We start from the raw sequence: 26,744 nt of genomic DNA, 5'->3' as shown, positions 1-26,744 counted from the left end.
GACTCCGCCATGCGCACAGCCACTGGCATCCGAAGTCACGGGGGCCGAAGGGACGGCGATCACGTATGAGCGGGAACCGGGCAGTCGCGTATCTCAAGCCGGGCGCGGTGGAAGTCAGGACCATCGACTACCCGACGCTCGAACTGCAGGACGGGCCAGGGGTGGCGTCCGCGAACATCGGCCGCAAGTGCCGGCACGGAGTCATCCTCAAGGTGCTCGCCAGCAATATCTGCGGCAGCGACCAGCACATGGTGCGCGGCCGGACGACAGCGCCCGAGGGGCTCGTCCTCGGGCACGAAATCACCGGGGAGGTCGTGGAGCGAGGCCCGGACGTCGAGTTCGTCGAGGTCGGGGACATCGTCTCGGTGCCGTTCAACATCGCATGCGGACGGTGCCGCAACTGCAAGGAACGCAAGACCGGCATCTGTCTGAACGTCAACCCGGCCCGCCCCGGGGCGGCCTACGGCTATGTCGACATGGGCGGCTGGGTCGGCGGCCAGGCGGAGTACGCCATGGTCCCGTACGCGGACTTCAACCTGCTGCGGTTCCCGGACCGGGACCATGCGCGCGAGAAGCTCCTCGATCTGACCATGCTGTCGGACATCTTCCCGACCGGGTTCCACGGCGCGGTGACCGCGGGCGCCGGCGTCGGCTCGACGGTGTACGTCGCCGGGGCGGGGCCGGTCGGTCTCGCGGCCGCGGCGTCGGCGCAGCTGCTGGGCGCCGCCGTCGTCATCGTCGGTGACCTGAACGCAGAACGTCTCGCGCAGGCCAGGAGTTTCGGCTGCGAGACGGTCGACGTCAGCCGGGGCGACGTGGGCGAGCAGATCGACCAGCTCCTGGGTGAGCCGGAGGTGGACGTGGCCGTCGACGCGGTCGGTTTCGAGGCGCGGGCCCACGGGCCCGATGCCCCGGAGGCACCCGCCACGGTCCTCAACTCGCTGATGGGCATCACACGCGCGGGTGGCGCGCTCGGCATTCCGGGCCTGTACGTCACGGACGACCCCGGCGGGATCGACCAGGACGCGCGGACCGGGACGCTGAAGGTCCGGCTCGGTCTGGGGTGGGCGAAGAGCCACCGCTTCACGACCGGTCAGTGCCCGGTGATGCAGTACCACCGGGGCCTGATGAAGGCGATCCTGCACGAGCGGGTGCACATCGCCAAGGCCGTCAACGCGACGGTGATCGGTCTGGAGGACGCTCCGCGCGGCTACGCCGAGTTCGATCAGGGCGCCAGCCGCAAGTACGTCCTCGACCCGCATGGGGCACTGAACGGAGCGAGGCCTGTCTGAGCGGGCCCGGAAGGCCGAAGGGGTGTCCACGCGCGCGTGGACACCCCTTTCCCCAGTCCGAGAGCCACTCTTGGTCCTGCGGGCTACTCGTAGTGCCGCGCTTCGAAGACGTTCCCGTCCGGGTCCCGGAAGTAGAAGCTCCGCTTGGCCTTTCCGCGGGCGCCGTACGCGTCATGAGTGAAGTCCGAGAGGGGGACGGCACGCTCCTCCAGGCGGGCGCGGAGCGCGTCGAAGTCCTCGCCCGGGAGGGACAGGCAGACGTGGTTGACCGGATGGCCCGCGCTGGCGGCCGCGTCGGGGACGACGTCCATGCGAGGGGCCATCGTCAGGGGCGCGAGGTCGAAGATGGTCTCCTCGTTGAGGCGCACGGAGGGGAAGGCCACCTTCCCCGCGGCGAACTCGGTGACCCTGATGGACTCAAGGCCCAGCGCCTTCTCGTAGAAGTCGGCCGAGGCCACGGGGTCGCGTACCCAGAGGACGACATGGTCGAGACGTGTCGAGTTGTCCGTCATGGCCTCAGGCTGCTGCCCCGTTGTGCTGGTCGCAAGGGTTTGGCCGGGCGCGTCGCCCGCCAGGGATGAGGGGAGAACCGACAGACAGGAGGCACGCGCGTGCTGGTGGTTTCCGAAGAGGTACGGGAGGCGCTCGCCGCGGGGCGGCCCGTGGTGGCACTGGAGTCCACGATCATCGCGCACGGGCTGCCGCGTCCGCGCAATCTCCAGGTGGCACTGGAACTGGAGGACGTCGTACGCCAGGAGGGTGCCGTTCCCGCGACGATCGCCGTGCTCGACGGGCAGCCCCACGTGGGTCTCGACAAGGAGCAGCTGGAGCGGGTCGCCAACGAGGACGGCATCCGCAAGCTCGGGCATCGCGATCTGCCGCTCGCGGTCGCCGCGGGAGTCAGCGGGGCGACCACGGTGTCCGCGACCGCGCTGCTGGCCGCACAGGCGGGCGTACGGGTGTTCGCGACGGGCGGGCTCGGCGGCGTACACCGGGAGTGGACGGTGACGCAGGACGAGTCCGCCGACCTGGGGCTCCTGGCCCGCACCCGGATCACGGTGGTGTGCGCGGGGGTGAAGTCGATCCTGGATGTGCCGGCGACCCTGCAGCGGCTGGAGACGCTGGGGGTCGCGGTCGCCGGATACGGGACAACGCGCTTCCCCGGCTTCTATCTGTCCGACTCGGGTCACCCGGTGGACTGGACCCTGGAGTCGCCCGGCGAGGTCGCGGCCGTCATGCGTGCGCAGGACGCGCTCGACGGGCCCGAGTCGGCGCTGATCGTCGCCAACCCGGTGCCGGAGGCGGAGCAGCTCGATCCCGAGCTCCACGCGCGCGTGCTCGCCGACGCTCTGAACGCGTGCGAGGCGGAGGGCGTGAGCGGCCAGGCGGTGACACCGTTCCTCCTCGGCTATCTGGTGCGCCACACCGAAGGGGCGTCACTGAGCGCCAATCTGGCGGCGGTACGCGGCAACGTACGGCTCGCGGGGCGGATCGCGACGGCCTGGGCAGGCGCGTGAGCGGGGCGAGCGGACCCGGCGGGGCTCCCGGCAGTGCTCCCGGCGGGGCTCTCCTGGTCGTCGGCGACGTCGTCACGGACATCGTCGCCCGGCACCGTGGGCCGCTCGCGTCCGGCACCGACACGGCCGCCGTCGTCCGGACCGTGCCGGGCGGCGCGGGTGCCAACGTCGCGTGCTGGGCGGCCCGCCGGGACGGCACGGAGGTACGGCTGCTCGGCAAGGTGGGCATGGACTCCGCCGCGTGGCACGAGCGCGAGCTGGCCACTTCGGGAGTGCGCGCCCTCCTGGTCATCGACCCCGAGGCGCCGACCGGGACGGTGATCTGTCTGGTGGACACGGGCGCTTCGGCGGAGCGCACCTTCCTCACGAACAGCGGCGCGTCCATGCGGCTCGCCCCCGGCGACTGGTCCGAGTCGCTGCTGGACGGTGTCGCCCGGCTGCATCTGTCGGGCTATCTGTTCTTCTCCGAACCGAGCCGTGCGCTGGTGGCCGTGGCGCTGGAGTCGGCACGCGCGCGTGGGGTGCCGGTGAGTGTGGATCCCGCGTCGGCGGGATTCCTCGCGGAGCTGGGGGTGGCCCGCTTCCTCGCACTCACCGAGGGCATCGACGTCCTGCTGCCCAGCCGGGACGAGGCCTGCCTGCTGACCGGTCTGCCCGATCCGGCGGACGCGGCGGCCAAGTTGAGCCGCCACGTCCCGCTGGTGGTCGTCAAACAGGGCGGGGCCGGAGCCCTGGTCGCCCGGTCGGGGGAGGTCCGGGCCCGGGTTCCGGCGGTGCCCGCGACAGCGGTCGACACCACGGGTGCAGGGGACGCCTTCACCGGCGCCTTCCTGGCCGCGCTCATCGGGGGCACCCGGCCGGAGGAAGCCGCCGCGGAGGGATGCCGGGCCGGGGCACGGGCGGTGGAACAGGTGGGCGGGAGGCCGGCGATGAACACGTAGGCCTCCCGGGCCCGCGGCCCGACCCGGACCGACGCGGGCCGCCCCGACCACCGCGGGCCGACCACGAAGGCGTGAGCGTCCGAGGTCCGCAGCGGCGAGGCGCAAGCCTTTCGGCTCCCGCCGGGCACTGCACGCTCACCACGCCCTGCTACACCTTGCGCCCCCACGCCGAGATCAGTGGCGCCGTGGCCAGGTCCATCCCGCCCGCGGCCACGTTCGCGAGGTGCCGGTCGATGTCCTGGTCCGTGGCAAGGCCCGCAGCGACGAGCCGGTCGCGGACCTGACGGATCGTCGCGGACTCCAGCGCACCGCAGGCCGGCGAGGTGATCGGGAAGTACGCGTCGGCCTCGACCTGCCGCAGCCCGGCCTCGCGGAGCAGACGCGGAAGCCGACGCCCGTAGGCGAGGTCGGCGCCGTGTTCGGTGAGCAGGTCACGGAACCCGTGGCGCAGCCGGTTGGCCAACTGCTGTTCGGGGCCGCGCTCGTCGGGGCAGGCCAGCGGCTGGAGCGCCGGGTCGGCGTCCTCGACCAGGAGCCGGCCGCCGGGCCGCAGCGATCTGATCATCGAGTGCAACGCCCGCTCCCTGTCCGCCACATGGACCAGGACGAGCCGCGCGTGCACGAGGTCGAAGCCCTCCCCCGGCGGTTCGTCCACACCCACGTCATGCACGCGCAGCTCGATCGGCGGGCGGACGGCCGAGGTGGCCCAGGAGGTGTCGATGTCCGTCGCGACGACCTTGCCGGTGGGGCCGACCTTCTTGGCGAGCCAGGACACCACGGACGTGCCGCCCGCGCCGACCTCCCAGCAGCGCCAGCCGGATCCGATGCCGAACCGTTCGATGTGCCGGAACGTCGTGGGGTCGAAGAGAGCGGCGAGGGCGTCGAAACGCTGCCCCGCCTCGGTCTGCCGGTTGTCGAGGAGGTACCCGTCGGTTCGCGTCATGCGTCGATCATCCCAGTTGTCCCGCTTGTCCATGATGGTTGACGCTCCCGAGGTCAAGCGCGTCGCGCTCGGCCCGCCGACGGCCGTCGACGCCACGTCAGTACCGGTCGAGGTGGTGAATCCGGAGCGGAATGTTCCGTTCCCACAGGCTTACCCGGCCGTCAAAACATCCTGGCAGACTGGCCGCGGCAAGGCGCAGAGTGCGGCGCGAGGAGATCCACGCGAGGAGATCCAGATGTCCATGGCAGGGAATCTGCGAAGGGTCACGGGCCTGAGCAAGGTCGGCGGCCTGCGCAGGGTGGCACGGCTGACACGACGGCGCGCCCGTGTCGATCTGAGTCATCCCGCCCGGTCTCCGCTGGGCACCGCGGTGGTGAACTGCGTGGCGTACGAAGAGGGGGCGAGGGTCCCGGCCGGCCGCGATCTGGTCGAGACGGTGCAGCGGATCCGCAAGGCCGACGGCGGATTCGTCTGGCTCGGACTGCACGAGCCGACGGAAGTGGAGTTCGCGGGCATCGCCGAGCTGTTCGACCTCCACCCGCTGGCGGTCGAGGACGCGGTGGACGCCCATCAGCGCCCGAAGCTGGAGCGGTACGGCGACACGCTGTTCGCGGTGTTCAAGACGGTCTGCTACGTCGAGCACACCGAACTGACCGCGACCAGCGAGGTGGTGAACACCGGCGAGATCATGGTGTTCGTCGGCCAGGACTTCGTGGTCACCGTGCGGCACGGCAGGCACGGTTCGCTGGGTCCGCTGCGCGAGGAGCTGGAGGCCCGCCCCGAGCAGCTCGCCAAGGGCCCGGCCGCGGTGCTGCACGCGATCGCGGACCATGTGGTGGACGACTATCTGAACGTCACGGACTCGGTGCAGGAGGACATCGACCAGGTCGAGACGGATGTGTTCGCCGCGAACGGCGCGCGGGCGGACCCCGGGCGCATCTACCAGCTCAAGCGTGAACTCCTTGAGCTGAAGCGGGCGGTGGTCCCGCTGGGCCGCCCCATCATGGATCTCGCCACCCGGCCGATCCGGGTGATCGACCCGGAGATACAGGCGTACTTCCGCGACGTCTCCGACCACCAGCTGCGGGCCGCCGAGCAGATAGCCGCGTTCGACGAACTGCTCAACTCGATTCTGCAGGCGCATCTCGCGCAGGTCAGCGTCGCGCAGAACGAGGACATGCGGAAGATCACGGCCTGGGCGGCGCTTATCGCCGTGCCGACCATGGTCTGCGGGGTCTACGGCATGAACTTCGACTACATGCCGGAGCTGCACTGGAAGTTCGGCTACGGCCTGGCCGTCGGCATCATCGCCGTCGCGTGCTCCACGCTCTACCGGGGGTTCAAGCGCAACGGCTGGCTGTGACACCGCTCGTCCGGCGCGCGTGGCCGGACGAGCGCGTGTCCCGGTCGTGCCGTGGGGACGTCGGGGTCAGCGTGCCGCGCTCTTCGCGTAGACGCTCTCGGCCCAGCCCGCGAGTTGCTCGTCCGTCAGATGCGCGGCCAGGTCGGCCTCGCTGATCATCCCGACCAGGCGCTTGTTCTCGATCACAGGAAGGCGGCGGATCTGGTGCCCCTGCATCTCACCCAGTACGTCGCTCACGTCGGCGCTCGAGTCGATCCAGCGCGGTGTGCCCTTGGCCATCTCCCCCGCGGTGATGCGTGCCGGGTCGTGGCCCATGGCCACGCAGCCGACCACGATGTCCCGGTCGGTGAGGATGCCGCAGAGCCGTTCGTTCTCGTCACTGATGGGCAGCGCGCCCACGTTGAGCTCACGCATCAGCTGGGCGGCACGGTCCAGCGTCTCGTGAGCGGGGATCCACTGGGCGCCGCGGTGCATGATGTCTCCGGCGGTGGTCATGTAGTACCTCCCGGTGCCGGACGGCCGGCGCGGCGCGGGGAGGCACCGCTAGTCCCGGCGCCCTACATTCTCGCCCGGTACGGGGAGATACGCACCCGGAAGTTCGCCGCTTCGGCCTGACATCCCGGCCCGCCCCACCACTCCCCGCCCACCCGTCCGGCCGGTCTCTCCTCGCCCACCCGCCCGGCCGACCTCTCCCGCCCACCTGTCCTGCCGGTCTCTCCTCGCCCATCCGTCCGCCCGGGCTCTCCCCTTTCCATCGTCCACCCGGGTTCCCCCATTCATTCGTCCGCCCAGACCGCCCGTCCACACCCGTTCACCCGCGCGGCATCATGGGACGGGTGCGACTCGAAGCGATCACCTGGGAACGGCTCGGCGACCTCCTCGCCGAGCGGCTGCTCGATCTGAAGCCGGCCGACGGCAGCCCCTGGCCGCGCATCGCCTTCGACGGGGCTCCGGCCGCCCGGCCCGGTGATCTCGCCGAACTCGTCGCCGAGGCCCTGCGCCTGCGGGGCCGGTCCGCACTCGTCGTCGGCACGGAGGACTTCCTGCGGCCCGCCTCGCTCCGGTTCGAGTACGGCCATCAGGACGTCGAGGCGTACTACGACGGCTGGTTCGACACCGGTGCCCTGTGGCGCGAGGTCTTCGGTCCGCTGGAAGCCGGCGGCGACGGCCGTGTACTGCCCGACCTCTGGGACCCGGCCACCGACCGGGCAACCCGCAGCCCGTACGTCCAACTACCGCCCGGTGCGGTGCTGTTGATACACGGTCCACTGCTGCTGCATCACTGGTTCCCGTTCGACCTCACCGTCCACGTACGCCTCTCACCGGCCGCGCTTCGACGGCGTACCCCCGAGGGCGAGCACTGGACGCTTCCCGCGTACGAGCGCTACGAGAGCGAGACGGCGCCGGGCGACGCGGCCGACGTCCTGGTACGCGCGGACGACCCACGCCACCCGGCGTGGAACGGCTGACCCGAGGCCGGGCTTCGATCTCGCGATTCTCACCCGAAAGGACTTTTATATGCACGCGCATATAGTTACTCTGGCAGCATGACGATCTCCTTCGACGACTCGGTCCGTGCGCTCCTCGACGGCAAGAACTTCGCCAGCGTCGCCACTCTCGGTCCCGGGGGTGCTCCCCAGAACTCGGTGGTCTGGTTCAAACGTGAGGGGGACACCGTCCTCTTCTCCTCCACCGACGGTCGGCAGAAGATCCGTAACCTCCGGCGCGACCCCCGGATCAGCGTCTCGGTCTACGACCTCGCCAACCCCTACACCTCGGTCGAGATCCGCGGCACCGCCGAGATCCTCCCCGACGAGGGCAAGCGCCTCCCGCACGAGCTCTCGCACAAGTACCTCGGGATCGACCCGCCCTCGGAGAAGGACGACGAGGTCCGCGTGATCGTCCGTGTCGTACCCGAACGGATCGTCGGCTTCTCGGCGTGAACCGGATTCTCGGCGTGAACCGGACGGGCCGCCTCGCCGGGCGGGAATGACACACCCATGACGACCACGACAACTCCCCCGACCCGCACCGGACTTCTCGTCGTCCAGCCGGTCAAGCGGCGGCACTGTGCCGAGTGCCGGGGCGGGCCGCTCTCCTTGCTGGTGCTGGAGGAGGGGACGCCTCGGTGTCTCGACTGCGCCGACCTCGGGCACCTGGTGTTTCTGCCGCGCGGTGACACGGCGTTGACGCGGAGGTCGCGGGAGGGGAGCACGCTGTCGGCGGTGGTCGTACGGTTCAACCGGCGGCGGGGCCGGTACGAGCGGCAGGGTGTGCTCGTCGAGGAGGCGGCGCTCGCGCGGGCCGAGGAGCGCTGTCTCGCGGACGCGGAGGCGCGGCGGCGGCGCCGGGCCCGGGACGCGCGGCGGCGGGCCGCGGAGGATCTGCGGTTCACGGACGCGTTCGCCAAGGAGATCCGGCGGCTCTTTCCCGGCTGTCCGGACGATCGGGCCTGCGCGATCGCCGGGCACGCCTCGGTACGGGGCAGCGGGCGGGTGGGCCGCAGTGCCGCCGGGCGGGCCTTGTCCGAGGGTGCGGTGACGTCGGCGGTGCGCGCCGCGGTCCGGCACACGGACACCCCGTACGACCAGCTGCTGATGAGCGGCGTTCCGCGGCATGAGGCCCGACGCCGGATCGCGCCCACGGTCGAGACGACGCTCGCGGGGTGGCGCGCGGGCACGGGCGGGGCACCACGGGCGTGAGCAAGCAGCAGCCGACTGCCGAGCGGCTGCCACCCCACCCCCAGCCCCTCACCCGAACAGCCCTCGACCACACCCTGCCTCTCCGGCCGCCCCCACCTCCGGGGCCACCCCGGACCCTGCCCCGGACCCCGCCCGAGACGACCGAACATGCCCCCGAGCCCCTCGGCCATGGTCACCCTTCCCGTACGGCATTTCACTTGTGGTGACAGGGAGTGCCGGGCAGGATCTTGGGGTTCGGGGTCGTCCGGACCGGCGGTTCTGGGAGCGGTGCGCGAGTTGTTGCCCAAGGGTTTACTTACGCGGGAGTTGCCATGATCGAGGGACCGTACTTCGTCATCACCGTGGTGGGGGTGCTCGGCACCGGGCTGGTGGCCGGTGTCTTCTGTGGGTTCTCGACGTTCGTGATGAAGGGGCTCGCCGCGCTGCCGCCGGCGCAGGGAGTCGCCGCCATGCAGGCGATCAACGTGACCGCGCTGATGCCGGCGTTCATGTTCGTGTTCATCGGTTCGGCGGTGATGTGCGCCGTGCTCGCGGTGGTCACCTTCGTGCTGTGGCCCGACGAGGGCACGGTGGAGATGCTGCTGGGCAGCGCGCTGTATCTGTTCGGCTGTTTCGGGGTCACCATCGCGGCGAACGTCCCGCGCAACAACAAGCTGGCCACGATGGAGGCCGGTACGTCGGAGGCCGTCGCGTACTGGCCCACGTATGTGAGCGAGTGGTCGATGTGGAACCACGTCCGCACGGTCGCGTCGGCCGCCGCGTCGATCTCGTACGTACTGGCGCTGACCTGAGGCGTACGCGGTCGCGCTCGTCGGCCCACGTGGCCGCGCCCCCGGTGGATGTGCCCGCGGTGGATGTGCCCGCGCACGCCCGAGGCGGGCGCGGCCACGGCGTCGTATCGTGGCGGGAAGAGTCTGCCGACAGGCCCTCGGCCCGCCGCCCGGACGATGGCGTCGGAGACGGAGACCGCAGGGGCACCGTTCACGTACGTGAGGGAGACGGCCGTGGCCGATCCCAAGGGTTTCCTCAATGCCTCCCGCGAGGAGTGGCCGCGGCGCCCCGTCGGGGAGCGGGTCCATGACTGGGACGAGGTGTACGTCCCGGGGGCTCTGCTGCCGATCATCCGCACGCAGGCGGACCGGTGCATGGACTGCGGTGTCCCGTTCTGCCACGAAGCCTGCCCGCTGGGCAATCTGATCCCCGAATGGAACGACCTGGTCTCGCGCGACGACTGGCGGGCGGCGAGCGACCGGCTGCACGCGACGAACAACTTTCCCGAGTTCACCGGCCGGCTGTGCCCCGCGCCGTGCGAGGCGGGCTGTGTCCTGGCGATCAACCAGCCGGCGGTCACCATCAAGAACGTCGAGGCCGCCATCGCCGACCGGGCCTGGGAGGACGGATTCGCGCCGCCACGGCCGCCGGACCGGCTGTCCGACCGGACGGTCGCGGTGATCGGCTCGGGGCCCACGGGGCTCGCCGCGGCGCAGCAGCTGACCCGGGCCGGGCACACGGTCGCCGTGTACGAGCGGGACGACCGGATCGGCGGGCTGATGCGGTACGGGATCCCCGAGTTCAAGATGGAGAAGCGGCACCTGGAGCGGCGGGTCGCCCAGATGCGGGCCGAGGGAACGAAGTTCCGTACGTCGACCGCCGTCGGCCGGGACGTCGGGGCGGCCGAGTTGCGGGCCAGGTACGACGCGGTCGTCCTCGCCGTGGGTGCCACGGCCTGGCGTGAACTGCCGGTCCCAGGGCGGGAGTTGAGCGGGATCCATCAGGCGATGGAGTATCTGCCGCTGGCCAACCGGGTGTGCGAGGGGGATCTGGAGACGTCACCGCTGTCGGCGGCGGGCAAGCATGTCGTGATCGTCGGTGGCGGTGACACGGGTGCCGACTGTCTGGGTACGGCGGTGCGCGAGGGCGCGAAGTCCGTGACGCAGTTGGACATCTATACGCAGCCGGGCGCGGAGCGGGACGAGGACGCCGACCCGTGGCCGGTGTACCCGAAGATCTACCGGCTGTCGGCCGCGCACGAGGAGGCCCGGGACCTGGAGACGGCGCCCGCGGCGGACGCGGACGCGCGGCTCTTCGCGGCGTCGACGCTCCGTTTCACCGGTGACGCGGCAGGGCGGGTGCGATCGCTGCATCTGGTCGAGGTCGACGCGGAGCGCCGCCCGCGCGCCGGGACCGGGCGAGTGCTCCCGGCCGACCTCGTGCTGCTCGCGCTCGGTTTCTCCGGCCCCGACCGCTCCGACGGCCTCGTCGATCAGCTCGGACTCGCCCTGGATCCCCGTGGCACGATCACCCGCGACGCGGACTTCGCGACGAACGTGCCCGGCGTGTACGCCGCCGGGGATGCCGCGCGCGGCCAGTCCCTGATCGTGTGGGCGATCGCCGAGGGGCGGGCGGTGGCGGCGGCGGTGGACCGCCGGCTGACGGGCACCTCTCGGCTGCCGGCGCCGATCGGGCCGTACGACCGCCCGATGACCGCGTAACCGGCGCCGACGCCCGCGGCCCACCAGCCACCCGCCCACCGCCCACCGCTCGGCTCCCGCTCTTCAGCGTTCGTCCGTCCCCGCCCTCTTCGCCGTCGCCAGGGCGACCCGGTTCCAGGTGTTGATCGCGAAGATCAGTGCCAGCACCTGGGCCAGTTCCTTCTCGCCGAACCTGGCCGCGGCCTCGGCGTAGACGTCGTCCGGGACGCCGCCGTCGGCGACCAGGGTCACCGCCTCCGTCAGGGCGAGGGCCGCGCGCTCCTTCTCGGTGAAGAAGTGCGGGGCCTCGCGCCACACGGCGACCATGTGCAGCCGGTCCTCGGACTCGCCGGCCTTGCGCGCGTCGTTGGTGTGCATGTGGAGGCAGTACGCGCAGTGGTTGAGGTGCGAGGCGCGGATCTGGATCAGTTCGACGAGGGCCGGGTCGAGCCCCTCGCGGGCCGCGATGTCGAAGCCGACGAGGGCGCGGAACGCCTTCGGAGCGGCCTTCGCGAAGTCGATCCGGGCGTTCGTCGTGGTGTGCGTCGTGTTCGTCGTCATGACCATGAATCTACGAGCCTGAAAGACCCTCTGTAGGGTGCATTTCCATGGCAGATTCATGGGTCAATTCCGCGGAGCGCATCGGCGCCGATCTGCATCTGGAACTGTCCGGTCCGGGTGGTCGCCGCGCCGCTCTGATCCGCGCCCTGCGTGAGGCGGTCCGCAGTGGGCGCCTCGCCCCGGGTACCCGGCTCCCTCCGTACCGCTCGCTCGCCGCCGACCTGGGCGTGGCCCGCAACACTGTCGCCGACGCGTACGCCGAGCTCGTGGCGGAGGGCTGGCTGACCGCGCGGCAGGGTTCGGGCACCCTGGTCGCCGAGCGCGCCGAGCCGTTGGCCGCGAACGCGCGCGTACCCAAAAAGGCACCCCCACGCGCGCGTGGACCGCGCCACGACCTGCGGCAGGGCACGCCGGACGCGTCGTCGTTCCCGCGCGCGGCGTGGCTGGCCTCGTACCGGCGGGCTCTGCGGGAGGCCCCCAACGAGGCGTTCGGGCCCGGTGATCCGGCCGGCCGGATCGAACTGCGGGTGGCGCTCACGGAGTACCTGGCACGCGCGCGTGGCGTCCGTACCGAGCCGGGGCGGATCGTGATCTGCTCCGGCTTCGCGCACGCCCTGCGCCTGCTGTTTCCCACGGTGCTGCGGGGTCCGCTGGCCGTCGAGTCGTACGGCCTCGCCTTCCACCGCGAGTTGCTGACGGCGGCGGGCGTGCGGACCGTCCCCCTGCCGCTCGACGAGGACGGCGCCCGGGTCGACGGCCTGGGCAGGGAGCGGGCCGTACTGCTCACGCCGGCACACCAGTTCCCGACCGGCGGACCACTGCATCCCGCGCGGCGGGCCGCCGTGATCGACTGGGCACGCGCGCGTGGAGGGGTGATTCTGGAGGACGACTACGACGGGGAGTTCCGCTACGACCGCAAGCCCGTGGGGGCCGTACAGGGCCTGGACCCGGAGCGGGTCGTCCACATCGGTTCGGTCAGCAAGAGCCTGTCGCCCGCGTTGCGGCTGGGCTGGATGGTCCTTCCGGAGCGGTACGTCGACGGGGTCCTGGAGGTCAAGGGCGAGCGGGAGGCGTGGGCGAGCGTCCTGGACCAGTTGACGCTCGCGGACTTCGTGGCCTCGGGGTCGTACGACCGTCATGTGCGGCGGATGCGCCAGCGGTACCGGAGGCGGCGGGACCGGCTGGTCGACGCGCTCGCCGTGCACGCGCCGCACGTCGAGGTCACCGGGATCGCGGCCGGGCTCCACGCGGTGCTGCGGCTGCCGCCCGGAAGCGAGCAGTCCGCGGTGAAGGCCGCCGTGTGGCAGGGCCTCGCGCTGGACGGGCTCGCGGAGTTCCGGCATCCGGAGTTCCGGCACTCGGAGACGACCATGCCCGCGCCGGACGGTCTGGTCGTGGGGTACGCGACGCCTTCGGAGCACGCGTACGGGGCCGCGCTGGAGGCGTTGTGCGCGGCGCTGCCGCCACCGTGAGCACCGGGTGCGGAGTGAGTACCGGGTACCGGGTGAGTACTGGTGGAGGAGCAGTTCGTCGGCCGGAATCCGACTTCCGGATGACATGAAACACAACACCGAGTGGGATCCTCGGCTGTAGGAGGCGCGTTGTTGTCACGGCCGTACCCCGGTCGGGCAGGAGCTCGCCCCCATCCTTCGTTCCGTCGTCAGGCGCAGGGCCACCCCCGCGCGTCCCCCCTGTTGGCGGTCGGTCCTGGAGGGTGTTCGATGACGACGGTTGACGAACGTCACGGAGACGGTGCGCGCGACGGGGACGACCAGGGCGGTGTCCCCCGTATCCGCGATCCACTGGCCTCCCGGTTTCCTCGGACCGCCCCTGAAGCTCCTCGACTCGCCCCCGAGATTCCTCGACTCACCGCGGAAGCGGTCCCCTTGAGCGATCCGCGGGCGGCGCGCATCCCGTTCGCCGGTTCCAAGGCCGCGCATCTCGCGCGCGCCGCGCTGGCCGGGCTGCCGGTACTGCCGGGGTTCGTCGTGCCGTACGGCGATTGGGCCGACAAGCGTGCCGGCGAAGGCGACCTGGAAGGGCTGCGCCGAGCCTGGCAGAAGCTCTCCGCCGACGGCACGCGCCCCCTCGTTGTACGGTCCTCCTCACCGCAGGAGGACACCCAGGAGTCGTCCCTGGCGGGCCAGTTCGCGTCCGTGCTGGACGTACAGGGCTGGCACGAGTTCCGTGCGGCCGTGCGGACCGTGCTCGACTCGGCGCACCGGCCCGACGGCACGGTGGCTCCGATGGCCGTGCTGGTGCAGCCGATGCTCGCGGCCCGCGTCGGCGGGGTCATGTTCGGCGCCGACCCCGTGGAGGGCCGGACGGACCGGATGCTGGTGAGTGCGGTGCGGGGCGGGCCCGACTCCCTGGTCAGCGGTGAACAGCCGGGCACGAACTACTGGTTGAGCCGCTGGGGACGGCTGCTGCGCACCGAGCCGGAGGACCCCGAAGGTCTGCTCGGCGCCGACGGACTGCGTCGCCTGGCCCAACTGGCGCGGCAGGCACGCGGGGTCTTCGGCGGGCCGCAGGACATCGAGTTCGGGTTCGACGCCTCCGGGCGGCTGTGGCTGTTCCAGAGCCGGCCGATCACGGCGATGGCGGCACGGCCCGCGCGCGGTGCGCGGCTGCTCGGCCCCGGACCGGTGGCGGAGACGCTGCCGGATCAACTGGAGCCGCTGGAAGAGGACTTGTGGGTGGCCCCGATGGCACGGGGTCTGGCCGCCGCGCTCGACATCGGGGGCACCGCGCCCCGACGGCAACTGCGCTCGCTTCCGCTCGTCAGGGCGGTCGGCGGACGGGCCGCGGCGGATCTGCGGCTGCTGGGCGCCGTACCGCCCCGGAACCGGTGGCTCGCGCTGCTCAACCCGGCACCGGGTGCCCGCCGGCTGGCCGCCGCCTGGCGGGTGGGCAGGCTGACGGCGGCGCTGCCCGGTCTCGCGGTGGACCTCGTCGCGGACGTCGACCGCCGGCTCGCCGAGACACCGCCCGCGGACCGGCTCACCCGCCCCGACCTTCTCTCCACTCTCCGCTGGACCCGTACCGTCCTGGTCTCCCTGCACGCCCAGGAGGCTCTCGCGGGCGCCCTCCTCCCCGAGCCCCGCGCCACGGCCGCGGGCACGGCCCTCGCCGCCCTCGCCGAGTCCCGCGCTCTCGGCGTACCGGACGACCGGATGGTGGCTGCGCAGCCGGTGGTGCTGGCGCTGGTGGCGCCCGGTCTGGGCAGGGAGCTGAGGCTTCCGGCGGATCCCGGAGACACGGAGGGCGCACCGACGACACGTCAGGGCGCCGCCTCGACGACAGCGCTCACGGACACGCTCACCGCCCTGGACACACTCCCCCCGCCCCTCCCCTCGCTCCCTCCCCGCGAGGCGCTCCGCCTCCGTATCCGTATCCGCTGGGTGCAGGAACTCCAGGTGCGGCTCGTCCGGGAGGCGGCGCGGCGACTGGCCGTACGGCGCGGTCCGGGCGAGGCGTCGAAGGTCGGGCTGCTGCGGTGGCGGGAGTTCGTCGAGGCGCTCGAACACGGCCGCCTGCCCGGCGACTTCGAGGAACGCCTGCCGCGAGCCGTGTCGGCGCCCCTGCCCGACGCGTTCCGGCTCGCGGAGGGCGGCACGGTCGTCGCCGAACGGCCCCTGGGCAAGAGCAAGGGCAAGGGCGGAAGCGAAGGCGCGGGCCAGGGCGTGTCCGGCGGACGGGCCGCCGGAACGGCCTGGGACGGCACCGGGACCCGGCCCGCCGACCCCGTACTCGTCGTCCGCACGCTCGACCCCGCGCTCGCCCCGCTCCTCCCCGGCCTGGCGGGGCTCGTCGCGCAGACGGGGAGTCCGCTGTCCCATCTCGCCGTGCTGGCCAGGGAGTTCGGCCTGCCCACGGTCGTCGGCGCCACGGACGCCGTACGCCGCTTCCCGCCCGGGTCCCGCCTCACGGTCGACGGCACCACCGGCGACGTACACGTACGGGAGCAGGAGGAACAACAGGTCCGCGCCAAGGTGCCGGAGCAGGAACAACAGGAACGACAAGCCCTCGGCCAGGAGACCCGGGGAGACCTCCGATGAGGCGCGTCGCCTACTTCTTCGGGGGCGCGGCGGCCGCGGGAGCGGGGACGTACGTCGTCATCTATCTGTACCGGTGGCAGTGGCAACGGGCCATCCTGTGCGGGGTGTTGCTGCTGGTCGTCGAGGTGATGCTGCTCGGGATCGTGCTGCTCGGGCGGCTCTCGCGGATCGAGGAGCGGATGCGTGACGCGGACCGTCGGCAGGAGGACGTGCTGGCGCGGCTGCGGGAGAAGGACGCCCGGCCGGCGGGCGACCGGTTCCGCTGGCTGGACGAGCCGACGAGTCGTACGTACGTCTTCGTGCCGGTCCTGATGGTCACCGGTGTACTGCTCTCCGGTCTCGCCTGGATCGTGCAGCGGATCGCGTCGGCCACGGTCCGGCCCACGGCGGAACGGCGGCTCGCGGGGCGGCTGGCCGTCCTGGCGGCACCCGATCCGGCCCGGGACGCCGATCCGGACGGCAAGAACGACCTGGCCGACCTGGACGACCTGCCGCCCATCGGCGTCGGCGCGCGAGGACGGCACGGCCGTACCGTGCGCGTGCTCGCCGTGAGTGCGGTCGGGGCCGCGCTGGCCGGCGCGCTCGTCGTGGGGCTCGCCGACCTCACCCAGACCCGCGAGGAGGAGACGAGGAACTCCGAGGCGACCTCCCTGCTGCTGAAGGTCGACATGCGCGGTACGAACATGACCGCCGAGCGGGAGTCCCTCGCCGCGCACCAGCTCTGGGAACGCTGCCGGGACTCGACGTCCGTACCGCTGAACCGCGCCACCCTCGGCACGCTGGGCGACGGTCTCTTCGCGGGCGTGGTCCAGCCCGCGCTGACCGACCACGACCGGATGCGGCTGCGCGGCTGCCTGGAGGACACCGGTCTGGACCGTACGCACCTCACGGTGGTCGGCATCGGCGACGCGGACGCGGACGACGACTGAGCGCGGACGTGCGGATGCGGACGCCGACCGAGCGCGCACCCGCGGGCGACGCCCCGCCCCGGCGCAGTGATTCGAACCGGGAACTCCGGTCGCTTCCGCCCCTTCTCCCACACGGGCAACTTCTGCCATACATGGACAACTCCCGCCCCGGCGGCCCGGGTTACGATGCCAAGGCGCCCCTCCTCTCCGAGCCCGCGCCCCTCGTCCCCGAGCCTCCGGGTCGCCCATGGCTGTCGTCGCTCCGCCCCCTCCCCGCACCACCCTGCCCACCGGTCGGCCGCGCAGATCCCTGCGCCGAACCGTGCTGAGAGTGCTCGCCGGACTCGGTCTCGGCTATCTCGCCCTCTGGGCGACCGGCGCGCTGGGCATCCTCGCGCTGTCGTACTGGACCCGGGAACAGACCCCACCGCCGGAGGGAACGCACGCGGTCCAGGGCATCCACCACTTCCAGCCCGTGGACGCCGAACGTGCACTGTGGCGGGGCGCCGCCCCGTCCCCCGCGGGCTACCGCGAGCTGGCCAGGCTCGGCTTCACCACGGTCGTGGACCTGCGCGCCGAGGACCTGAGCGCCTCCCAGCTGGCCGGGCCGGGCAGGGCGGGTCTCGACGCCGTACGACTGCCGATCCGGGACGGACAGACCCCGACGCCGCACCAGGTACGACGCTTCCTGAGCGTCGTGGGCGCGGCCCCGGGGCCGGTGTTCGTGCACTGTGGGGCGGGTGTGGGCCGTACGGGGACGATGGCCGCGGCCTATCTCGTGCAGGCCGGGCAGGAGTCCCCGTCGGCGGCGGTCCGGCGCAACCTCGCGGTCGGACCGCCTTCGATCGAGCAGATCTACTACGCGCTGAGCCTCGGCCAGGACCGTGCCGAACAGCCGCCTTTCCCGATCGTGGCGGTGAGCCGGCTGGTGGACGCGCCTCGGCGCATGTGGTCCTGGTGGTGAATCGACTGGGTCACTGGATCAACTGAATGCCAAGGTAGAAAGCACGTGGGACAAGTAGGTGCGGATCAAGGACCGGCCGGTCTGCGGCCTCAGGAGAGCAGGAAGTCGGCCTCCCCCGCCTTGGCTCCCTGGATGAACGCGGTCATCTCGCCGGGGGTGTAGATGAGGGCGGGCCCGTCCGGATCCGCCGACTGACGGACCGCGATCCGGCCGTCGGAGAGCTTCATCGCCTCCAGGCAGTTGCCGCCGTTGCCGCCGCTCCACGGCTTGTGCCAGCCCTCGCTGCCCAGTTCCCTGGCGGGCATGCCGTTGTAGATCCGCGCGTTGCGTATCCGGGTCTTGATGCGATCCATTCACAGCTCCTTGCGGAGATCCAGCAGGATCTCCTTCGTGCGATGTGCCGTGGCGGCTTGCGCCGCCATGCGGTCCATGACCTCGAGGTGGGTTGCCACCTCGGTACGTCCGTCCAGGTAGACGGCGCCGGTCAGGTACTCGCTGTAGACCATGTCCGGCAGTTCGGGCATGGCAAAGCGGAACAGCACGAAGGGCCCGTACGTGCCCGCGTGCGGCCCCGAGGAGAAGGGGGCGATCTGCAGTGTCACGTTGGGCAGCTTCGTGGCCTCGAGCAGCCTGTCGATCTGGGCGCGCATGACCTCGGGGCCGCCGACGGGGCGGCGCACGGCGGTCTCGTCCATCACGGCCCAGAACCGGGGCGCGCCCTCGCGCGTCAGCAGCTCCTGGCGTTGCATGCGCAGCGCCACATGGCGCTCGATGTCCTCGGGTCTGGTCTGGCCGATGGCGCCGGATTCCATGACGCCACGCGCGTACTCCTCGGTCTGCAGCACTCCGGGAACGAAGTGGGGTTCGTACGAGCGGATGAGGCCGGCCGCGCCCTCCAGACTCACGTACATCGAGAACCAGCCCGGCAGGATGTCGTGGAAGCGCTGCCACCAGCCCGGCAGGTTCGCCTCCTCCGCCAGGGCGACGAACGCCTCGGCCTCTTCGTCGGAGACGCCGTACGACTTCAGCAGGAGCTGGAGGTACGGGATTTTGAGCGCTACCTCGGCCGTCTCCATGCGGCGGACGGTGGCGGAGGTGACGCGCAGGATCCGCGCGGCCTCCTCACGCTTGAGCCCCGCGCGCTCCCGCAGGTCAAGCAGGCGCCGTCCGAGGACGACCTGCCCGACCGTCGGCGCGGACCGCGGCTCGCTCACGTCCACCTCCACTTTGTCCAGACAGCCCGGGCGGCGCCCGTTCGGGCCCCGAACGGGTACCCAACTGACGCCGCGCCACATGCTGTTGCGAGCAGTGTGCCATGGCCATACGGCGCGGAACACTGCACTCTGCAATTTTCAGAGTGACACTTGCCAAGTGTTCACGACGGGGAGATAGTGGCAAGCGTGATTCCGTCCGCGCCGTTAGGAACAGACGCAGCCGAGGACCGGTTCCGTCTCGGTGCCACCGCTGGGGTACGCCCCGAGGCGGCAGCCGAGCGCCGGTTCCGCTTCGAGTTGGCCGCTCATCCGGGCTCCGCAGCACAGGCCCGGCATCTGACGCGTGCCCGGCTCTCCGGCTGGTCGGTCTGTGAGGACACCTGCGACACGGCGGAGCTCGTCGTCTCCGAACTGGTCACCAACGCCATAGTGCACACGGCGAGCCGCCATGTGGTGTGCGAGCTGCACGACGGCGGCGACCTGGTGCGGATAGCCGTCCGTGACGAGGGGTGTGCGCCGGGTGAGCCCCACCCGTCGCCGCAGCGTCCCGAAGAGGAGCACGGGAGGGGACTGCTTCTCGTCGCGGCGATGTGCACAGCCTGGGGCGCCCAGGAAACCGGTCCCGGACTGCTGGTCTGGGCCGAACTGCCGCGCTCGGCGAACAACGGCGCCGAGCCGCGGTCGGACCTGGGCTGGAGTGCGAGGAGCCGGCCGGCCCCAGCCGGCTCCTCGCCGACCGGGCAGCACGCGCACGGGGAACACGCGCATGCGGAGCCGAGCGGCTCGCAGCCGCCCCCTGCCGGGCACGACTGGTAGTGACCTGAATCGTTCCAGCCGCTTCCCGGCTGGTGCGGCGACAGCCGTTTCCGGATGGTTCGGAAAAATTGGAGAACGGACGAGGGCTGAATGGGTGTGAGGGCAACGTCGGCCGGTGCGCCACGGGTACTGAACCTGGACACGCTGGTCCGCCTGGAGCGCGGCCTGCGGAAGACGTCCGGGACCGGGCCGTCGCGGCGGCTGACCGTGCCGGAGGGCATGCGGGCGCCGCTGGGCTGTGACGCGGTGGCCATGCCCGCGAGACTCGGCCCGCTGCTGATGCCCCGCCTGCCGCGCGTCGGCTGTGTGTACGCCGACAGCACGCACTGGTGGTGGCTCGTGCCCTCCGACTCCGACGTCGCCCTGGAGTGGCCGGCGCCCGCGCACTACGCCACGGGGGCGCTCGTACCCGCCTCGCCCGGTCTTCCCGGACTCATCCACAAACCCGGCGGCACGCTTCCGTACACGCCGCCGATCCCGCTCTATCTGGCGCTGTGCCGGTTGACGGGGACCCCGCCGGCCTGGACGAGGCCCGTCAGCGCGTGAGCGCTCCGCTGGGGTGCGCTGCATACGTCTGCGGGTAGTCGTGGGCTGGTCGCGCCCCGCGACGGAGCCGCTTATGTCACAGCCCCGCGCCCCTTCGGGGCGCCCCACACTCAGCGCGCGGTGGTGAGCGCCCGGGCGTGCTCCGGTTACGCCGTGGCGGACCGGGCGCGCGCCCTGCCCGATGGCGTCCCGCGCCGCGATAGTGGCCGTTCGTCCACGATCGGGGGAGGCCACCGGTGGGACCTGCGGAATCTGCGGGAGCTTCGAAGAGGACCGGGCGGAGAATCGGGCGGAGAACCACGAGGAAGACCGGGCCGGCGGAATCCGTGAAGCCGGGATCTGTGAAGCCTGGGTCTGTGAACGGGAAACCCGGTGCGGGCGAGCCCGAGCCGTCCGAGTCCGAGCGGCTGCTGTTCGGCGGCCCCTTGCGCTACGACATGGGCTGGTCGCAGCACTCCGACGCGTTTCTGGAGCTGAACTTCCGGGCCATGGTGACGCGGCTGCCCACGCTGCTGGCGTCCAGTTTCCGGCTCGCCTGGCAGGCGGACCGGCGGGCAGCACGGATCGTGGTGGGCGCGGAGGTGGGCCGCGGCCTGGCGCAGGCGGTGAGCCTGCTGGCCGTCAACAGCGTCCTGGGGCGCCTGATGGCGACCGGCCCGGTGGAGGACCGGCTGCGCGACGCGGTGCCCGCGCTCGTCGTCGTCGCCGTCGTGATGCTGGTCGCCGCACTGCTGCGAGCAGCCTCGACATACGCCACGGGCCGCCTCGAACCGAAGGTCGAGCGCGTCGCGACGGAGCTGTATCTGGAGCGGGCGGCGGCCGTCGAGCTGTCGGCGATCGAGGACGAGGCCTTCCACAAACTGCTGGACACAGCGCAGTACGGCGCCTCGTCCGCCCGGCGAATGATCAGGATCGCCACGCGCGTGGTGAACGCGGGGATCTCGCTGATCGCGGCGGCCGGTGTGCTGACGGTGCTGCACGTGGCACTGCTGCCGCTGCTGGTGACGATGACGCTGCCGAGCGCCTGGAGCGCGCTGACCATGGCGCGGCGCCGCTACACGTCGTTCCACGCCTGGGTGCAGCACGCCCGGGCCGGCCAGCTGATCAGTGGTCTGCTCACCGAGCCCGCCGCGGCACCCGAGATCCGCGTCCACGGGGTCGGCCCCTTCCTGCTGCGGCACTTCCGCGCGATGTCGGAGTCCGCGGAGGCGGAACAGGCCCGGCTGGCCCGGCTGGGGGCACGGACCGGACTGATCGCGGCCGCCTGGACGGGCCTCGCGACCGTGGCGACGTACGCGACGCTCGGCGGGCTGCTGCTCGCCGGTGCGATGGCGCTGTCCGTGGCGGGCACGGCGGTGATCGCGATCCGTACGGGCTCCGGGAATCTCGACACGCTCGTCCTGGAGGTCAACAGCCTCCATGAGGAAGCCCTGTTCGTCGGGGATCTTCAACGCTTGTACGTGGAGGCGGCCGAGCGTGCCATCCCGGTCGGCGGTGTGCCGCTGCCCGAGGAGCCGCGTGAGATCCGCTTCGAGAACGTCACGTTCACCTATCCGGGCAGTGCGGCCCGCCCCGCGCTGGCGGACCTGACGCTCACCGTGCCGCTCGGCAAGATCGTGGCGCTCGTCGGGGAGAACGGCTCCGGGAAGACCACCCTGGTCAAGCTGTTGTCGGGTCTGTACACGCCGCAGCGGGGCCGGATCCTGTGGGACGGCGTGGACGCGGCGACCGCCGACCGGCACCAGCTCGCCGAGCGCATCGCGATGGTGGCGCAGGACTTCAAGAGGTGGCCGTTCACGGCCCGGGTGAACGTCGCGATCGGCCGGACGTCGGCGCCGCTCACCGACGAGCGGCTGCGCACGTCCGTCACCGAGGCGGGCGCCGAGAACGTGGTGGACGATCTGCCGCGCGGTCTGGACACGCTGCTGGCCCGTATGTTCAGCGGCGGCCACGAGCTGTCGGGCGGCCAGTGGCAGCGGCTCGGTATCGCGCGGGCGGCGTACCGGAGGGGCGCGATCCTGGTCGTGGACGAGCCGACGGCGGCTCTCGACGCCCGTGCCGAGCTGGAGGTCTTCGAGAAGATCCGGGCCCTCGCGGGTACCGGTCAGACGGTCATCCTCATCACACACCGGCTCGCGTCGGTGCGCCACGCCGACCTGGTGCACGTCCTCGACCAGGGCCGGCTCGTGGAGTCCGGCACTCCGGAGGAGCTGCTTTCCTCGGGCGGGGTCTACGCCGAGTTGTACTCGCTCCAGGCGGAGCAGTTCGCCGCCAGGGTGCCGGCGCCCAAGGCCGGATGAGGGTCGGCGTGCCTCACGTCGGGCCGCGCCTCACACCGGGTGAGGCCCTCGGCGGCCCGCCCGGCTCACTCTGCTCACTCTGCTCACTCTGCGAGTTCCCGCACGACCACCAGGAAGGCGTCCGTCGACAGGTCCATCACGACCTCGACGTGCTGCCCCTCCAGGCGGCGCGCCTGCGCGAACTCCTCGGCCGGCCACGAACCACGCGGCCCACCGGCGGGAAAGCGCTCCAGCACCGTTCGCCCGTTCACCACGTTGCACCTCCATGTAGCGCTGCTCTCCTGAGAACTCCAGAGAGCCCTTGAAGAGTTAAACGCCAAACATGGGGTGGACGTCTCGCGAAGTGACGTTACTGAGACGTAGCTGACACGCGGCCATCACACCTTGTGAAACACCTCTCAGGCCGTACCGACCTTCTGTACGGCCCTTCGCATGACCCTTTGCAGGCCTTTCGCGTGGCCTTTTGCGCCGCGGCCGGACTCGGTCCTCGGCCGGCCGGACTCAGTCCTCGTACTCGTCGTGGTACCGGACGCGCTCGCTGCCCGCGGGCGCGCCCAGTACCGACGCGCGCCCCTCCGGCTGCTCCCACTCCTCCTGCCTGCCGAGGGCGGTGAGGTCCAGGAGACCAGTGGTGGAGCCCAGTCCGTCCAGTCCGCGCTCGTACGTCGAGTACGTGTGGAAGATCCGCTCACGGTCGCGGAGGAAACGGCTCAGCCCGGGCCGTTCGTACGGGTCGTGACTCTGACCGCCGGCGCTGCTGTCGTGGCCCTCGAACGACACCTGGAAGTCGTGGTTGAAGTCGTTGCCGTACGACGAGTACCAGGGCACCGTCCACCCCATCCGCGCCTTGAAGGGCAGGATCTTCGTGTACGGCGCCCTGGAGACCACCGCGAACTCGGTGCCCCGCGCGCGCAGATGCGCGAGGTGTCCGATCTGGTCGACGAAGCCCGAGCAACTGCGGCAGCCCGCGTCCCACTCCAGCGCGAACATGAAGTGGTAGACGACGAGTTGGGGCCGCCCTTCGAAGAGGTCGAACAGCGTCGCCTTGCCGTCCCCGCCCTCGAAGACGTACTCCTTGTCGATCTCGACCATCGGCAGTCGTCGCCGCTCGGCGTTCAGCGCGTCACGCGCGCGGGTCGCTGCCTTCTCCCTGACCAGCAGTTCCTCGCGTGCGCCGCGCCACTCGTCGCGCGACACCATCCGCGGAAGCGTCATTGGCCCCTCCTCCGGTGCGGTGCTTTCCCTGGGGTGGACCGGAGGGAGGGGCGGAACTCATCGGTGGGGCGCGGAATTTCCTTTCTTCAGTACGTCACCGGAAGCGCGAGCAGGCCGCGTGCGCGCAGGGACGGTCGCCACCGGAGGTCGCCCGGGTCGCCGTCGAGTTCCAGGTCGGGGAGGCGTTCCAGGAGGGCGGCCAGGGCGATCTCCGTCTCCAGTCGGGCCAGTGGGGCGCCCAGGCAGTAGTGGATGCCGTGGCCGAGCGCGAGATGTCCGCCGGCGTCGCGCCCGAGGTCGAACCGGTCGGCGTCCGGGAAGCGGCGGGGGTCGCGGTTGGCGGCACCCAGGGACAGCAGGACCGTCTCGCCCGCCGGGACGGTGACGTCGCCGATCGTCACGTCCTCCCGCGGGAAGCGGCGGATGGCCAGCAGGGCCGGTCCGTCGTGGCGGACGAACTCCTCGACGGCGGCCGGGAGCCGGGTGGGGTCCGCGCGGAGAGCCGCCAGTTGGTCGGGGTGCTGGAGCAGCGCGAGGACCGCGGTGCCGATGAGCTGGACCGTGTTCTCGTATCCCGCGAAGAGGATGAGGAAGGCGAGCGACATCAACTCGTCCTCGGAGAGCCGGTCGCTCCCCGCACGGTCGCTCCCCTCGCGACCGCCCTCGTCCCTGACCGCGATGAGGTCGGAGAGCAGGTCGTCGGCGGGCTCTTTGCGCTTGTCGGCGAGGAGTCGGGTGAAGAAGCCGAGCATCGCCACGACGGCCTCTTTGGCGGCCTGCGGCCTGGCCGGGTCCGGCGCGACGAGCACATCGGTCCAGGCCCGGAAGTCACGGCGGTGCCCGTCCGGTACGCCGAGCAGGTCGCAGATGACGGTGATGGGGAGCGGGGCGGCGTACGCGGCGATCAGGTCCGTGCCGCCGTGCGCGCCCAGTGCGTCGAGAAGCCGGTCGGCGGTCTGCCTGATGGGGGCGCGCAGTTGCTCGACGCGGCGCGTTGTGAAGGCCCGGCCGACCAGGCGGCGGATGCGGGTGTGGTCGGGCGGATCCATGTTGAGAAGGTTCGCGTCCAGGGCGGGCGGCAGAGCAAAGCCCTTGTAACCACCGGGCAGCGCATGCCTCTTGTCCAGCGAGAGGAGCGGATTCGCCAGGGCCTCGCGTACGTCGTCGTAACGCGTGACCAGCCAGGCGGGACTGCCGTCGGGGCCGGTGACACGGTGCACGGGCGCGGTGTCACGCAGCCGGTCATAGACGGCGTACGGATGGGTGAGGAGATCGTCGGTAAGAAGGTCCTGGTCAGTGGACATACCTCCACCCTAGGCGCCCCGTAAGGGGCGCGGGGAACTGCGCGACAAGCCCCCACCGGCCCGCAGCAAAGCGAACCGCACACCCCCACACCGAGCGGAGCGCTCACGTGTCGTAGTCCTGGATCCGCTTCCCGTGGCTCCGGTCGATCAGCGCAGGCATCCGTTCGTTCATCTCCCGCACGATCGCGGGCACATCGAGCGTGAGCAGCTCCCGGTCGCGCATGATCACCCGCCCGTCGACGATCGTCGTGCGTACGTCGCCGGAGCGGGCGCTGTGTACGAGAGTGGCGGCGAGGTCGTGCACGGGCTGGGTGTGCGGGCCGCTCACGTCGACGAGGATGATGTCGGCCCGGCGGCCCGGCGCGAGGCTGCCGATCTCCTCGCCGAGGCCGACCGCCCGCGCACTCTGCAACGTCGCGTGGTGCAGGGCCTGTCGGGAGGTCAGCCAGCGCGGGTCGCCCTCGGTGAACTTCTGCACCAGCGCCGTGAGGGCCATGGACTCCCACACGTCCAGGGAGCTGTTGGAGGCGGCCCCGTCCGTGGCGAGGCCCACGGGGATGCCGAGCTCGCGGAGTGCGCGTACCGGAGTCGTCGTGGGCCAGGCGAACTTGAGGTAGCCCCGGGGCGCGCCGGCCACGGCGATCCGGCCGGTGGCACCGGCGAGTACGGGCAGGTCGCGCTCCTTGATGCCGGTGCCGTGCGCGATGAGCAGGTCGGTGTCGAGGAGTCCCGCGTCGGCCAGCACCTCGATGGGGGTGCGGCCGTGGCGGGCGAGGCTGGTGTCGGCCTGGTCGCGGTTCTCGGAGGCGTGGATGTGCACCAACAGGCCGTGTTCCCGGGCGAGTCGGGCGGTGGCGGCGAGGTCGGCGTCCTCGACTGTGTACGGCGCGTGCGGGGCGAGTGACGTGGTGATGCGGCCGTCGGCGGTGTCGCGGTGGCGGAGGGCGAAGTCCAGCGACTGCTCGCGCCCCTCGTCGCCCTGGGAGGAGAAGAAGGCCTGTCCGAGGTTGGCACGCATCCCGCTCTCGGCGGTCACGGCGGCGACCGTGTCCATCGAGAAGTAGTGGTCCGCGAAGCAGGTGACCCCGCCCCGGATCATCTCGGCGCAGGCGAGCCGCGCGCCCAACTCCACGTCCTTCTCCTGGAGGTTGGACTCGATGGGCCAGACGAAGTCGTTGAACCACTCCTCGATGGGCAGGTCCTCCGCGATACCGCGCAGGGTGACCATCGGCGCGTGCGTATGGCAGTTGACGAGGCCGGGCATCGCGACCTGTCCGCGGGCATCGATACGTACGGTGTGCTCCGCGGCCGGAACGTCGACGTCGACCGGCCCGGTGGTGACGCTCTCGATGCGACCACCCCGTACGACGATGGTGGCGTCCTCGACGAAGCCGATCTGTTCGTGATCGTCGTGCACCAGGGCGGTGCACCGGGTGATAATGAGATCGGCCGGGGCTTTTGTGCCGGGCGAGTTGGCCCGATCATCGGCAGAGGCGTTGGGCGTCGCGTCGGGCGTGGGCTCGGGCGAGGTCATCACGCCACGGTACGACGGGATCGTGCCGTCGGGTGACGTGAACCGCGCATCCTGTTCCTGCCCTGTCGCCCCGGCGGTTTCGCGCGCACGCTGGC

General features: G+C 71.6%; 26 protein-coding genes. 16 read left to right on the top strand and 10 right to left on the bottom strand.

The annotated features are described in order from the left end of the window. The first annotated feature begins 65 nt into the window (after positions 1 to 65). Positions 66 to 1,292 carry a formaldehyde dehydrogenase, glutathione-independent gene (fdhA, locus tag QF035_RS38600; protein ID WP_307525686.1) on the top strand — a complete coding sequence of 409 codons (1,227 nt, stop codon included), beginning with the start codon at positions 66 to 68 and terminating at the stop codon, positions 1,290 to 1,292. A gap of 83 nt (positions 1,293 to 1,375) precedes the next feature. On the opposite strand, the gene QF035_RS38595 is transcribed toward fdhA, so the two are convergent. Further along, complete coding sequence (locus QF035_RS38595) at positions 1,376 to 1,804, bottom strand: VOC family protein (protein ID WP_307525685.1); 429 nt, start codon at positions 1,802 to 1,804, stop codon at positions 1,376 to 1,378. A gap of 99 nt (positions 1,805 to 1,903) precedes the next feature. Here QF035_RS38595 and QF035_RS38590 point away from each other — a divergent pair, with 99 nt between their 5' ends. Next, entirely contained in the window at positions 1,904 to 2,809 is a 906-nt protein-coding gene (locus QF035_RS38590) for a pseudouridine-5'-phosphate glycosidase (RefSeq protein WP_307525683.1), read from the top strand. Further along, entirely contained in the window at positions 2,806 to 3,750 is a 945-nt protein-coding gene (locus QF035_RS38585; RefSeq protein WP_307525681.1) for a carbohydrate kinase family protein, read from the top strand. The genes QF035_RS38590 and QF035_RS38585 overlap by 4 nt, the downstream gene beginning before the upstream one ends. Before the next feature lie 148 nt (positions 3,751 to 3,898). Here the strand turns inward: QF035_RS38585 and QF035_RS38580 are convergent, their stop codons facing one another. Continuing rightward, entirely contained in the window at positions 3,899 to 4,693 is a 795-nt protein-coding gene (locus QF035_RS38580; protein ID WP_307525679.1) for a methyltransferase domain-containing protein, read from the bottom strand. 235 nt (positions 4,694 to 4,928) lie between these two features. On the opposite strand from QF035_RS38580, the gene QF035_RS38575 reads away from it, so the two are divergent. Further along, positions 4,929 to 6,056: a magnesium and cobalt transport protein CorA gene (locus tag QF035_RS38575; protein ID WP_307525677.1), complete on the top strand. Its 1,128-nt coding sequence runs from the start codon at positions 4,929 to 4,931 to the stop codon at positions 6,054 to 6,056. A 66-nt stretch (positions 6,057 to 6,122) separates the two neighbouring features. Here the strand turns inward: QF035_RS38575 and QF035_RS38570 are convergent, their stop codons facing one another. Continuing rightward, positions 6,123 to 6,551: a CBS domain-containing protein gene (locus QF035_RS38570; protein WP_269654330.1), complete on the bottom strand. Its 429-nt coding sequence runs from the start codon at positions 6,549 to 6,551 to the stop codon at positions 6,123 to 6,125. Positions 6,552 to 6,883: 332 nt separating this feature from the next. Between QF035_RS38570 and QF035_RS38565 the strand changes: the two genes are divergently transcribed. The 5 genes from QF035_RS38565 to QF035_RS38545 all read left to right on the top strand — a co-directional run bounded on the left by QF035_RS38565 (position 6,884) and on the right by QF035_RS38545 (position 11,250). Continuing rightward, positions 6,884 to 7,525 (top strand): uridine kinase, encoded by a 642-nt coding sequence (locus tag QF035_RS38565; protein ID WP_307525674.1) that lies wholly within the window; start codon positions 6,884 to 6,886, stop codon positions 7,523 to 7,525. Between the two features lie 78 nt (positions 7,526 to 7,603). Next, positions 7,604 to 7,999, top strand: a complete 396-nt coding sequence (locus tag QF035_RS38560) for a PPOX class F420-dependent oxidoreductase (protein ID WP_307525673.1) — start codon at positions 7,604 to 7,606, stop codon at positions 7,997 to 7,999. A gap of 57 nt (positions 8,000 to 8,056) precedes the next feature. Further along, the gene (locus QF035_RS38555; protein WP_307525671.1) at positions 8,057 to 8,758 is read left to right on the top strand and encodes a DUF2293 domain-containing protein; all 702 of its coding nucleotides are present in this window, start codon (positions 8,057 to 8,059) and stop codon (positions 8,756 to 8,758) included. A 311-nt stretch (positions 8,759 to 9,069) separates the two neighbouring features. Then, entirely contained in the window at positions 9,070 to 9,549 is a 480-nt protein-coding gene (locus tag QF035_RS38550) for an anthrone oxygenase family protein (RefSeq protein ID WP_307525668.1), read from the top strand. Between the two features lie 213 nt (positions 9,550 to 9,762). Further along, positions 9,763 to 11,250, top strand: a complete 1,488-nt coding sequence (locus tag QF035_RS38545; RefSeq protein ID WP_307525666.1) for a glutamate synthase subunit beta — start codon at positions 9,763 to 9,765, stop codon at positions 11,248 to 11,250. Between the two features lie 63 nt (positions 11,251 to 11,313). Here QF035_RS38545 and QF035_RS38540 read toward each other — a convergent pair whose 3' ends face one another. Beyond that, entirely contained in the window at positions 11,314 to 11,790 is a 477-nt protein-coding gene (locus QF035_RS38540; RefSeq protein ID WP_307525665.1) for a carboxymuconolactone decarboxylase family protein, read from the bottom strand. A 47-nt stretch (positions 11,791 to 11,837) separates the two neighbouring features. On the opposite strand from QF035_RS38540, the gene pdxR reads away from it, so the two are divergent. The 4 genes from pdxR to QF035_RS38520 all read left to right on the top strand — a co-directional run bounded on the left by pdxR (position 11,838) and on the right by QF035_RS38520 (position 17,720). Further along, the gene (gene pdxR / locus QF035_RS38535) at positions 11,838 to 13,262 is read left to right on the top strand and encodes a MocR-like pyridoxine biosynthesis transcription factor PdxR (protein WP_307525663.1); all 1,425 of its coding nucleotides are present in this window, start codon (positions 11,838 to 11,840) and stop codon (positions 13,260 to 13,262) included. 249 nt (positions 13,263 to 13,511) lie between these two features. Beyond that, entirely contained in the window at positions 13,512 to 15,848 is a 2,337-nt protein-coding gene (locus tag QF035_RS38530) for a PEP/pyruvate-binding domain-containing protein (RefSeq protein WP_307525661.1), read from the top strand. Beyond that, complete coding sequence (locus QF035_RS38525; protein ID WP_307525659.1) at positions 15,845 to 16,777, top strand: hypothetical protein; 933 nt, start codon at positions 15,845 to 15,847, stop codon at positions 16,775 to 16,777. The genes QF035_RS38530 and QF035_RS38525 overlap by 4 nt, the downstream gene beginning before the upstream one ends. A 226-nt stretch (positions 16,778 to 17,003) precedes the next feature. Continuing rightward, positions 17,004 to 17,720: a fused DSP-PTPase phosphatase/NAD kinase-like protein gene (locus QF035_RS38520; protein ID WP_307525658.1), complete on the top strand. Its 717-nt coding sequence runs from the start codon at positions 17,004 to 17,006 to the stop codon at positions 17,718 to 17,720. An 89-nt stretch (positions 17,721 to 17,809) separates the two neighbouring features. Here QF035_RS38520 and QF035_RS38515 read toward each other — a convergent pair whose 3' ends face one another. Continuing rightward, positions 17,810 to 18,073, bottom strand: a complete 264-nt coding sequence (locus tag QF035_RS38515; RefSeq protein ID WP_055616070.1) for a DUF397 domain-containing protein — start codon at positions 18,071 to 18,073, stop codon at positions 17,810 to 17,812. After that, complete coding sequence (locus QF035_RS38510) at positions 18,074 to 18,934, bottom strand: helix-turn-helix domain-containing protein (RefSeq protein ID WP_307525655.1); 861 nt, start codon at positions 18,932 to 18,934, stop codon at positions 18,074 to 18,076. 177 nt (positions 18,935 to 19,111) lie between these two features. Here QF035_RS38510 and QF035_RS38505 point away from each other — a divergent pair, with 177 nt between their 5' ends. The 3 genes from QF035_RS38505 (at position 19,112) to QF035_RS38495 (ending at position 22,596) form a co-directional block, all read left to right on the top strand. Beyond that, entirely contained in the window at positions 19,112 to 19,750 is a 639-nt protein-coding gene (locus QF035_RS38505; RefSeq protein WP_307525653.1) for an ATP-binding protein, read from the top strand. A 90-nt stretch (positions 19,751 to 19,840) separates the two neighbouring features. Further along, entirely contained in the window at positions 19,841 to 20,296 is a 456-nt protein-coding gene (locus QF035_RS38500; RefSeq protein WP_269652351.1) for a hypothetical protein, read from the top strand. 437 nt (positions 20,297 to 20,733) lie between these two features. Continuing rightward, complete coding sequence (locus QF035_RS38495; protein ID WP_307531743.1) at positions 20,734 to 22,596, top strand: ABC transporter ATP-binding protein; 1,863 nt, start codon at positions 20,734 to 20,736, stop codon at positions 22,594 to 22,596. 83 nt (positions 22,597 to 22,679) lie between these two features. On the opposite strand, the gene QF035_RS38490 is transcribed toward QF035_RS38495, so the two are convergent. The 4 genes from QF035_RS38490 to QF035_RS38475 form a co-directional block, all read right to left on the bottom strand. Continuing rightward, a complete protein-coding gene (locus tag QF035_RS38490) occupies positions 22,680 to 22,850 on the bottom strand; it encodes a hypothetical protein (RefSeq protein WP_186001198.1) in 171 nt (56 codons plus the stop codon). Positions 22,851 to 23,097: 247 nt separating this feature from the next. Continuing rightward, entirely contained in the window at positions 23,098 to 23,811 is a 714-nt protein-coding gene (locus tag QF035_RS38485) for a DUF899 domain-containing protein (protein WP_307525651.1), read from the bottom strand. An 86-nt stretch (positions 23,812 to 23,897) separates the two neighbouring features. Next, the gene (locus QF035_RS38480) at positions 23,898 to 25,115 is read right to left on the bottom strand and encodes a cytochrome P450 family protein (RefSeq protein ID WP_307525650.1); all 1,218 of its coding nucleotides are present in this window, start codon (positions 25,113 to 25,115) and stop codon (positions 23,898 to 23,900) included. A gap of 103 nt (positions 25,116 to 25,218) precedes the next feature. Beyond that, positions 25,219 to 26,649, bottom strand: coding sequence for an amidohydrolase (locus tag QF035_RS38475; RefSeq protein ID WP_307525648.1), 1,431 nt, complete (start codon positions 26,647 to 26,649; stop codon positions 25,219 to 25,221). Positions 26,650 to 26,744 lie beyond the last annotated feature (95 nt).

This window comes from Streptomyces umbrinus, assembly GCF_030817415.1.
Lineage (GTDB): Bacteria > Actinomycetota > Actinomycetes > Streptomycetales > Streptomycetaceae > Streptomyces > Streptomyces umbrinus_A.
The sequence above is the reverse complement of the archived record's forward strand: the minus strand, read 5'-3'. Positions and strand labels throughout refer to the sequence as shown.

Coding starts and splice junctions, on each gene's coding strand:
- QF035_RS38485 (WP_307525651.1), bottom strand. CDS start 23,811: ATGACGCTTCCGCGGATGGTGTCGCGCGACGAGTGGCGCGGCGCACGC.
- QF035_RS38495 (WP_307531743.1), top strand. CDS start 20,734: ATGGGCTGGTCGCAGCACTCCGACGCGTTTCTGGAGCTGAACTTCCGG.
- QF035_RS38525 (WP_307525659.1), top strand. CDS start 15,845: ATGAGGCGCGTCGCCTACTTCTTCGGGGGCGCGGCGGCCGCGGGAGCG.
- QF035_RS38540 (WP_307525665.1), bottom strand. CDS start 11,790: ATGACGACGAACACGACGCACACCACGACGAACGCCCGGATCGACTTC.
- QF035_RS38565 (WP_307525674.1), top strand. CDS start 6,884: ATGGGACGGGTGCGACTCGAAGCGATCACCTGGGAACGGCTCGGCGAC.
- QF035_RS38595 (WP_307525685.1), bottom strand. CDS start 1,804: ATGACGGACAACTCGACACGTCTCGACCATGTCGTCCTCTGGGTACGC.
- QF035_RS38515 (WP_055616070.1), bottom strand. CDS start 18,073: ATGGATCGCATCAAGACCCGGATACGCAACGCGCGGATCTACAACGGC.
- fdhA (WP_307525686.1), top strand. CDS start 66: ATGAGCGGGAACCGGGCAGTCGCGTATCTCAAGCCGGGCGCGGTGGAA.
- QF035_RS38575 (WP_307525677.1), top strand. CDS start 4,929: ATGTCCATGGCAGGGAATCTGCGAAGGGTCACGGGCCTGAGCAAGGTC.
- pdxR (WP_307525663.1), top strand. CDS start 11,838: ATGGCAGATTCATGGGTCAATTCCGCGGAGCGCATCGGCGCCGATCTG.
- QF035_RS38480 (WP_307525650.1), bottom strand. CDS start 25,115: ATGTCCACTGACCAGGACCTTCTTACCGACGATCTCCTCACCCATCCG.
- QF035_RS38560 (WP_307525673.1), top strand. CDS start 7,604: ATGACGATCTCCTTCGACGACTCGGTCCGTGCGCTCCTCGACGGCAAG.
- QF035_RS38475 (WP_307525648.1), bottom strand. CDS start 26,649: ATGACCTCGCCCGAGCCCACGCCCGACGCGACGCCCAACGCCTCTGCC.
- QF035_RS38580 (WP_307525679.1), bottom strand. CDS start 4,693: ATGACGCGAACCGACGGGTACCTCCTCGACAACCGGCAGACCGAGGCG.
- QF035_RS38500 (WP_269652351.1), top strand. CDS start 19,841: ATGGGTGTGAGGGCAACGTCGGCCGGTGCGCCACGGGTACTGAACCTG.
- QF035_RS38530 (WP_307525661.1), top strand. CDS start 13,512: ATGACGACGGTTGACGAACGTCACGGAGACGGTGCGCGCGACGGGGAC.
- QF035_RS38550 (WP_307525668.1), top strand. CDS start 9,070: ATGATCGAGGGACCGTACTTCGTCATCACCGTGGTGGGGGTGCTCGGC.
- QF035_RS38570 (WP_269654330.1), bottom strand. CDS start 6,551: ATGACCACCGCCGGAGACATCATGCACCGCGGCGCCCAGTGGATCCCC.
- QF035_RS38555 (WP_307525671.1), top strand. CDS start 8,057: ATGACGACCACGACAACTCCCCCGACCCGCACCGGACTTCTCGTCGTC.
- QF035_RS38520 (WP_307525658.1), top strand. CDS start 17,004: ATGGCTGTCGTCGCTCCGCCCCCTCCCCGCACCACCCTGCCCACCGGT.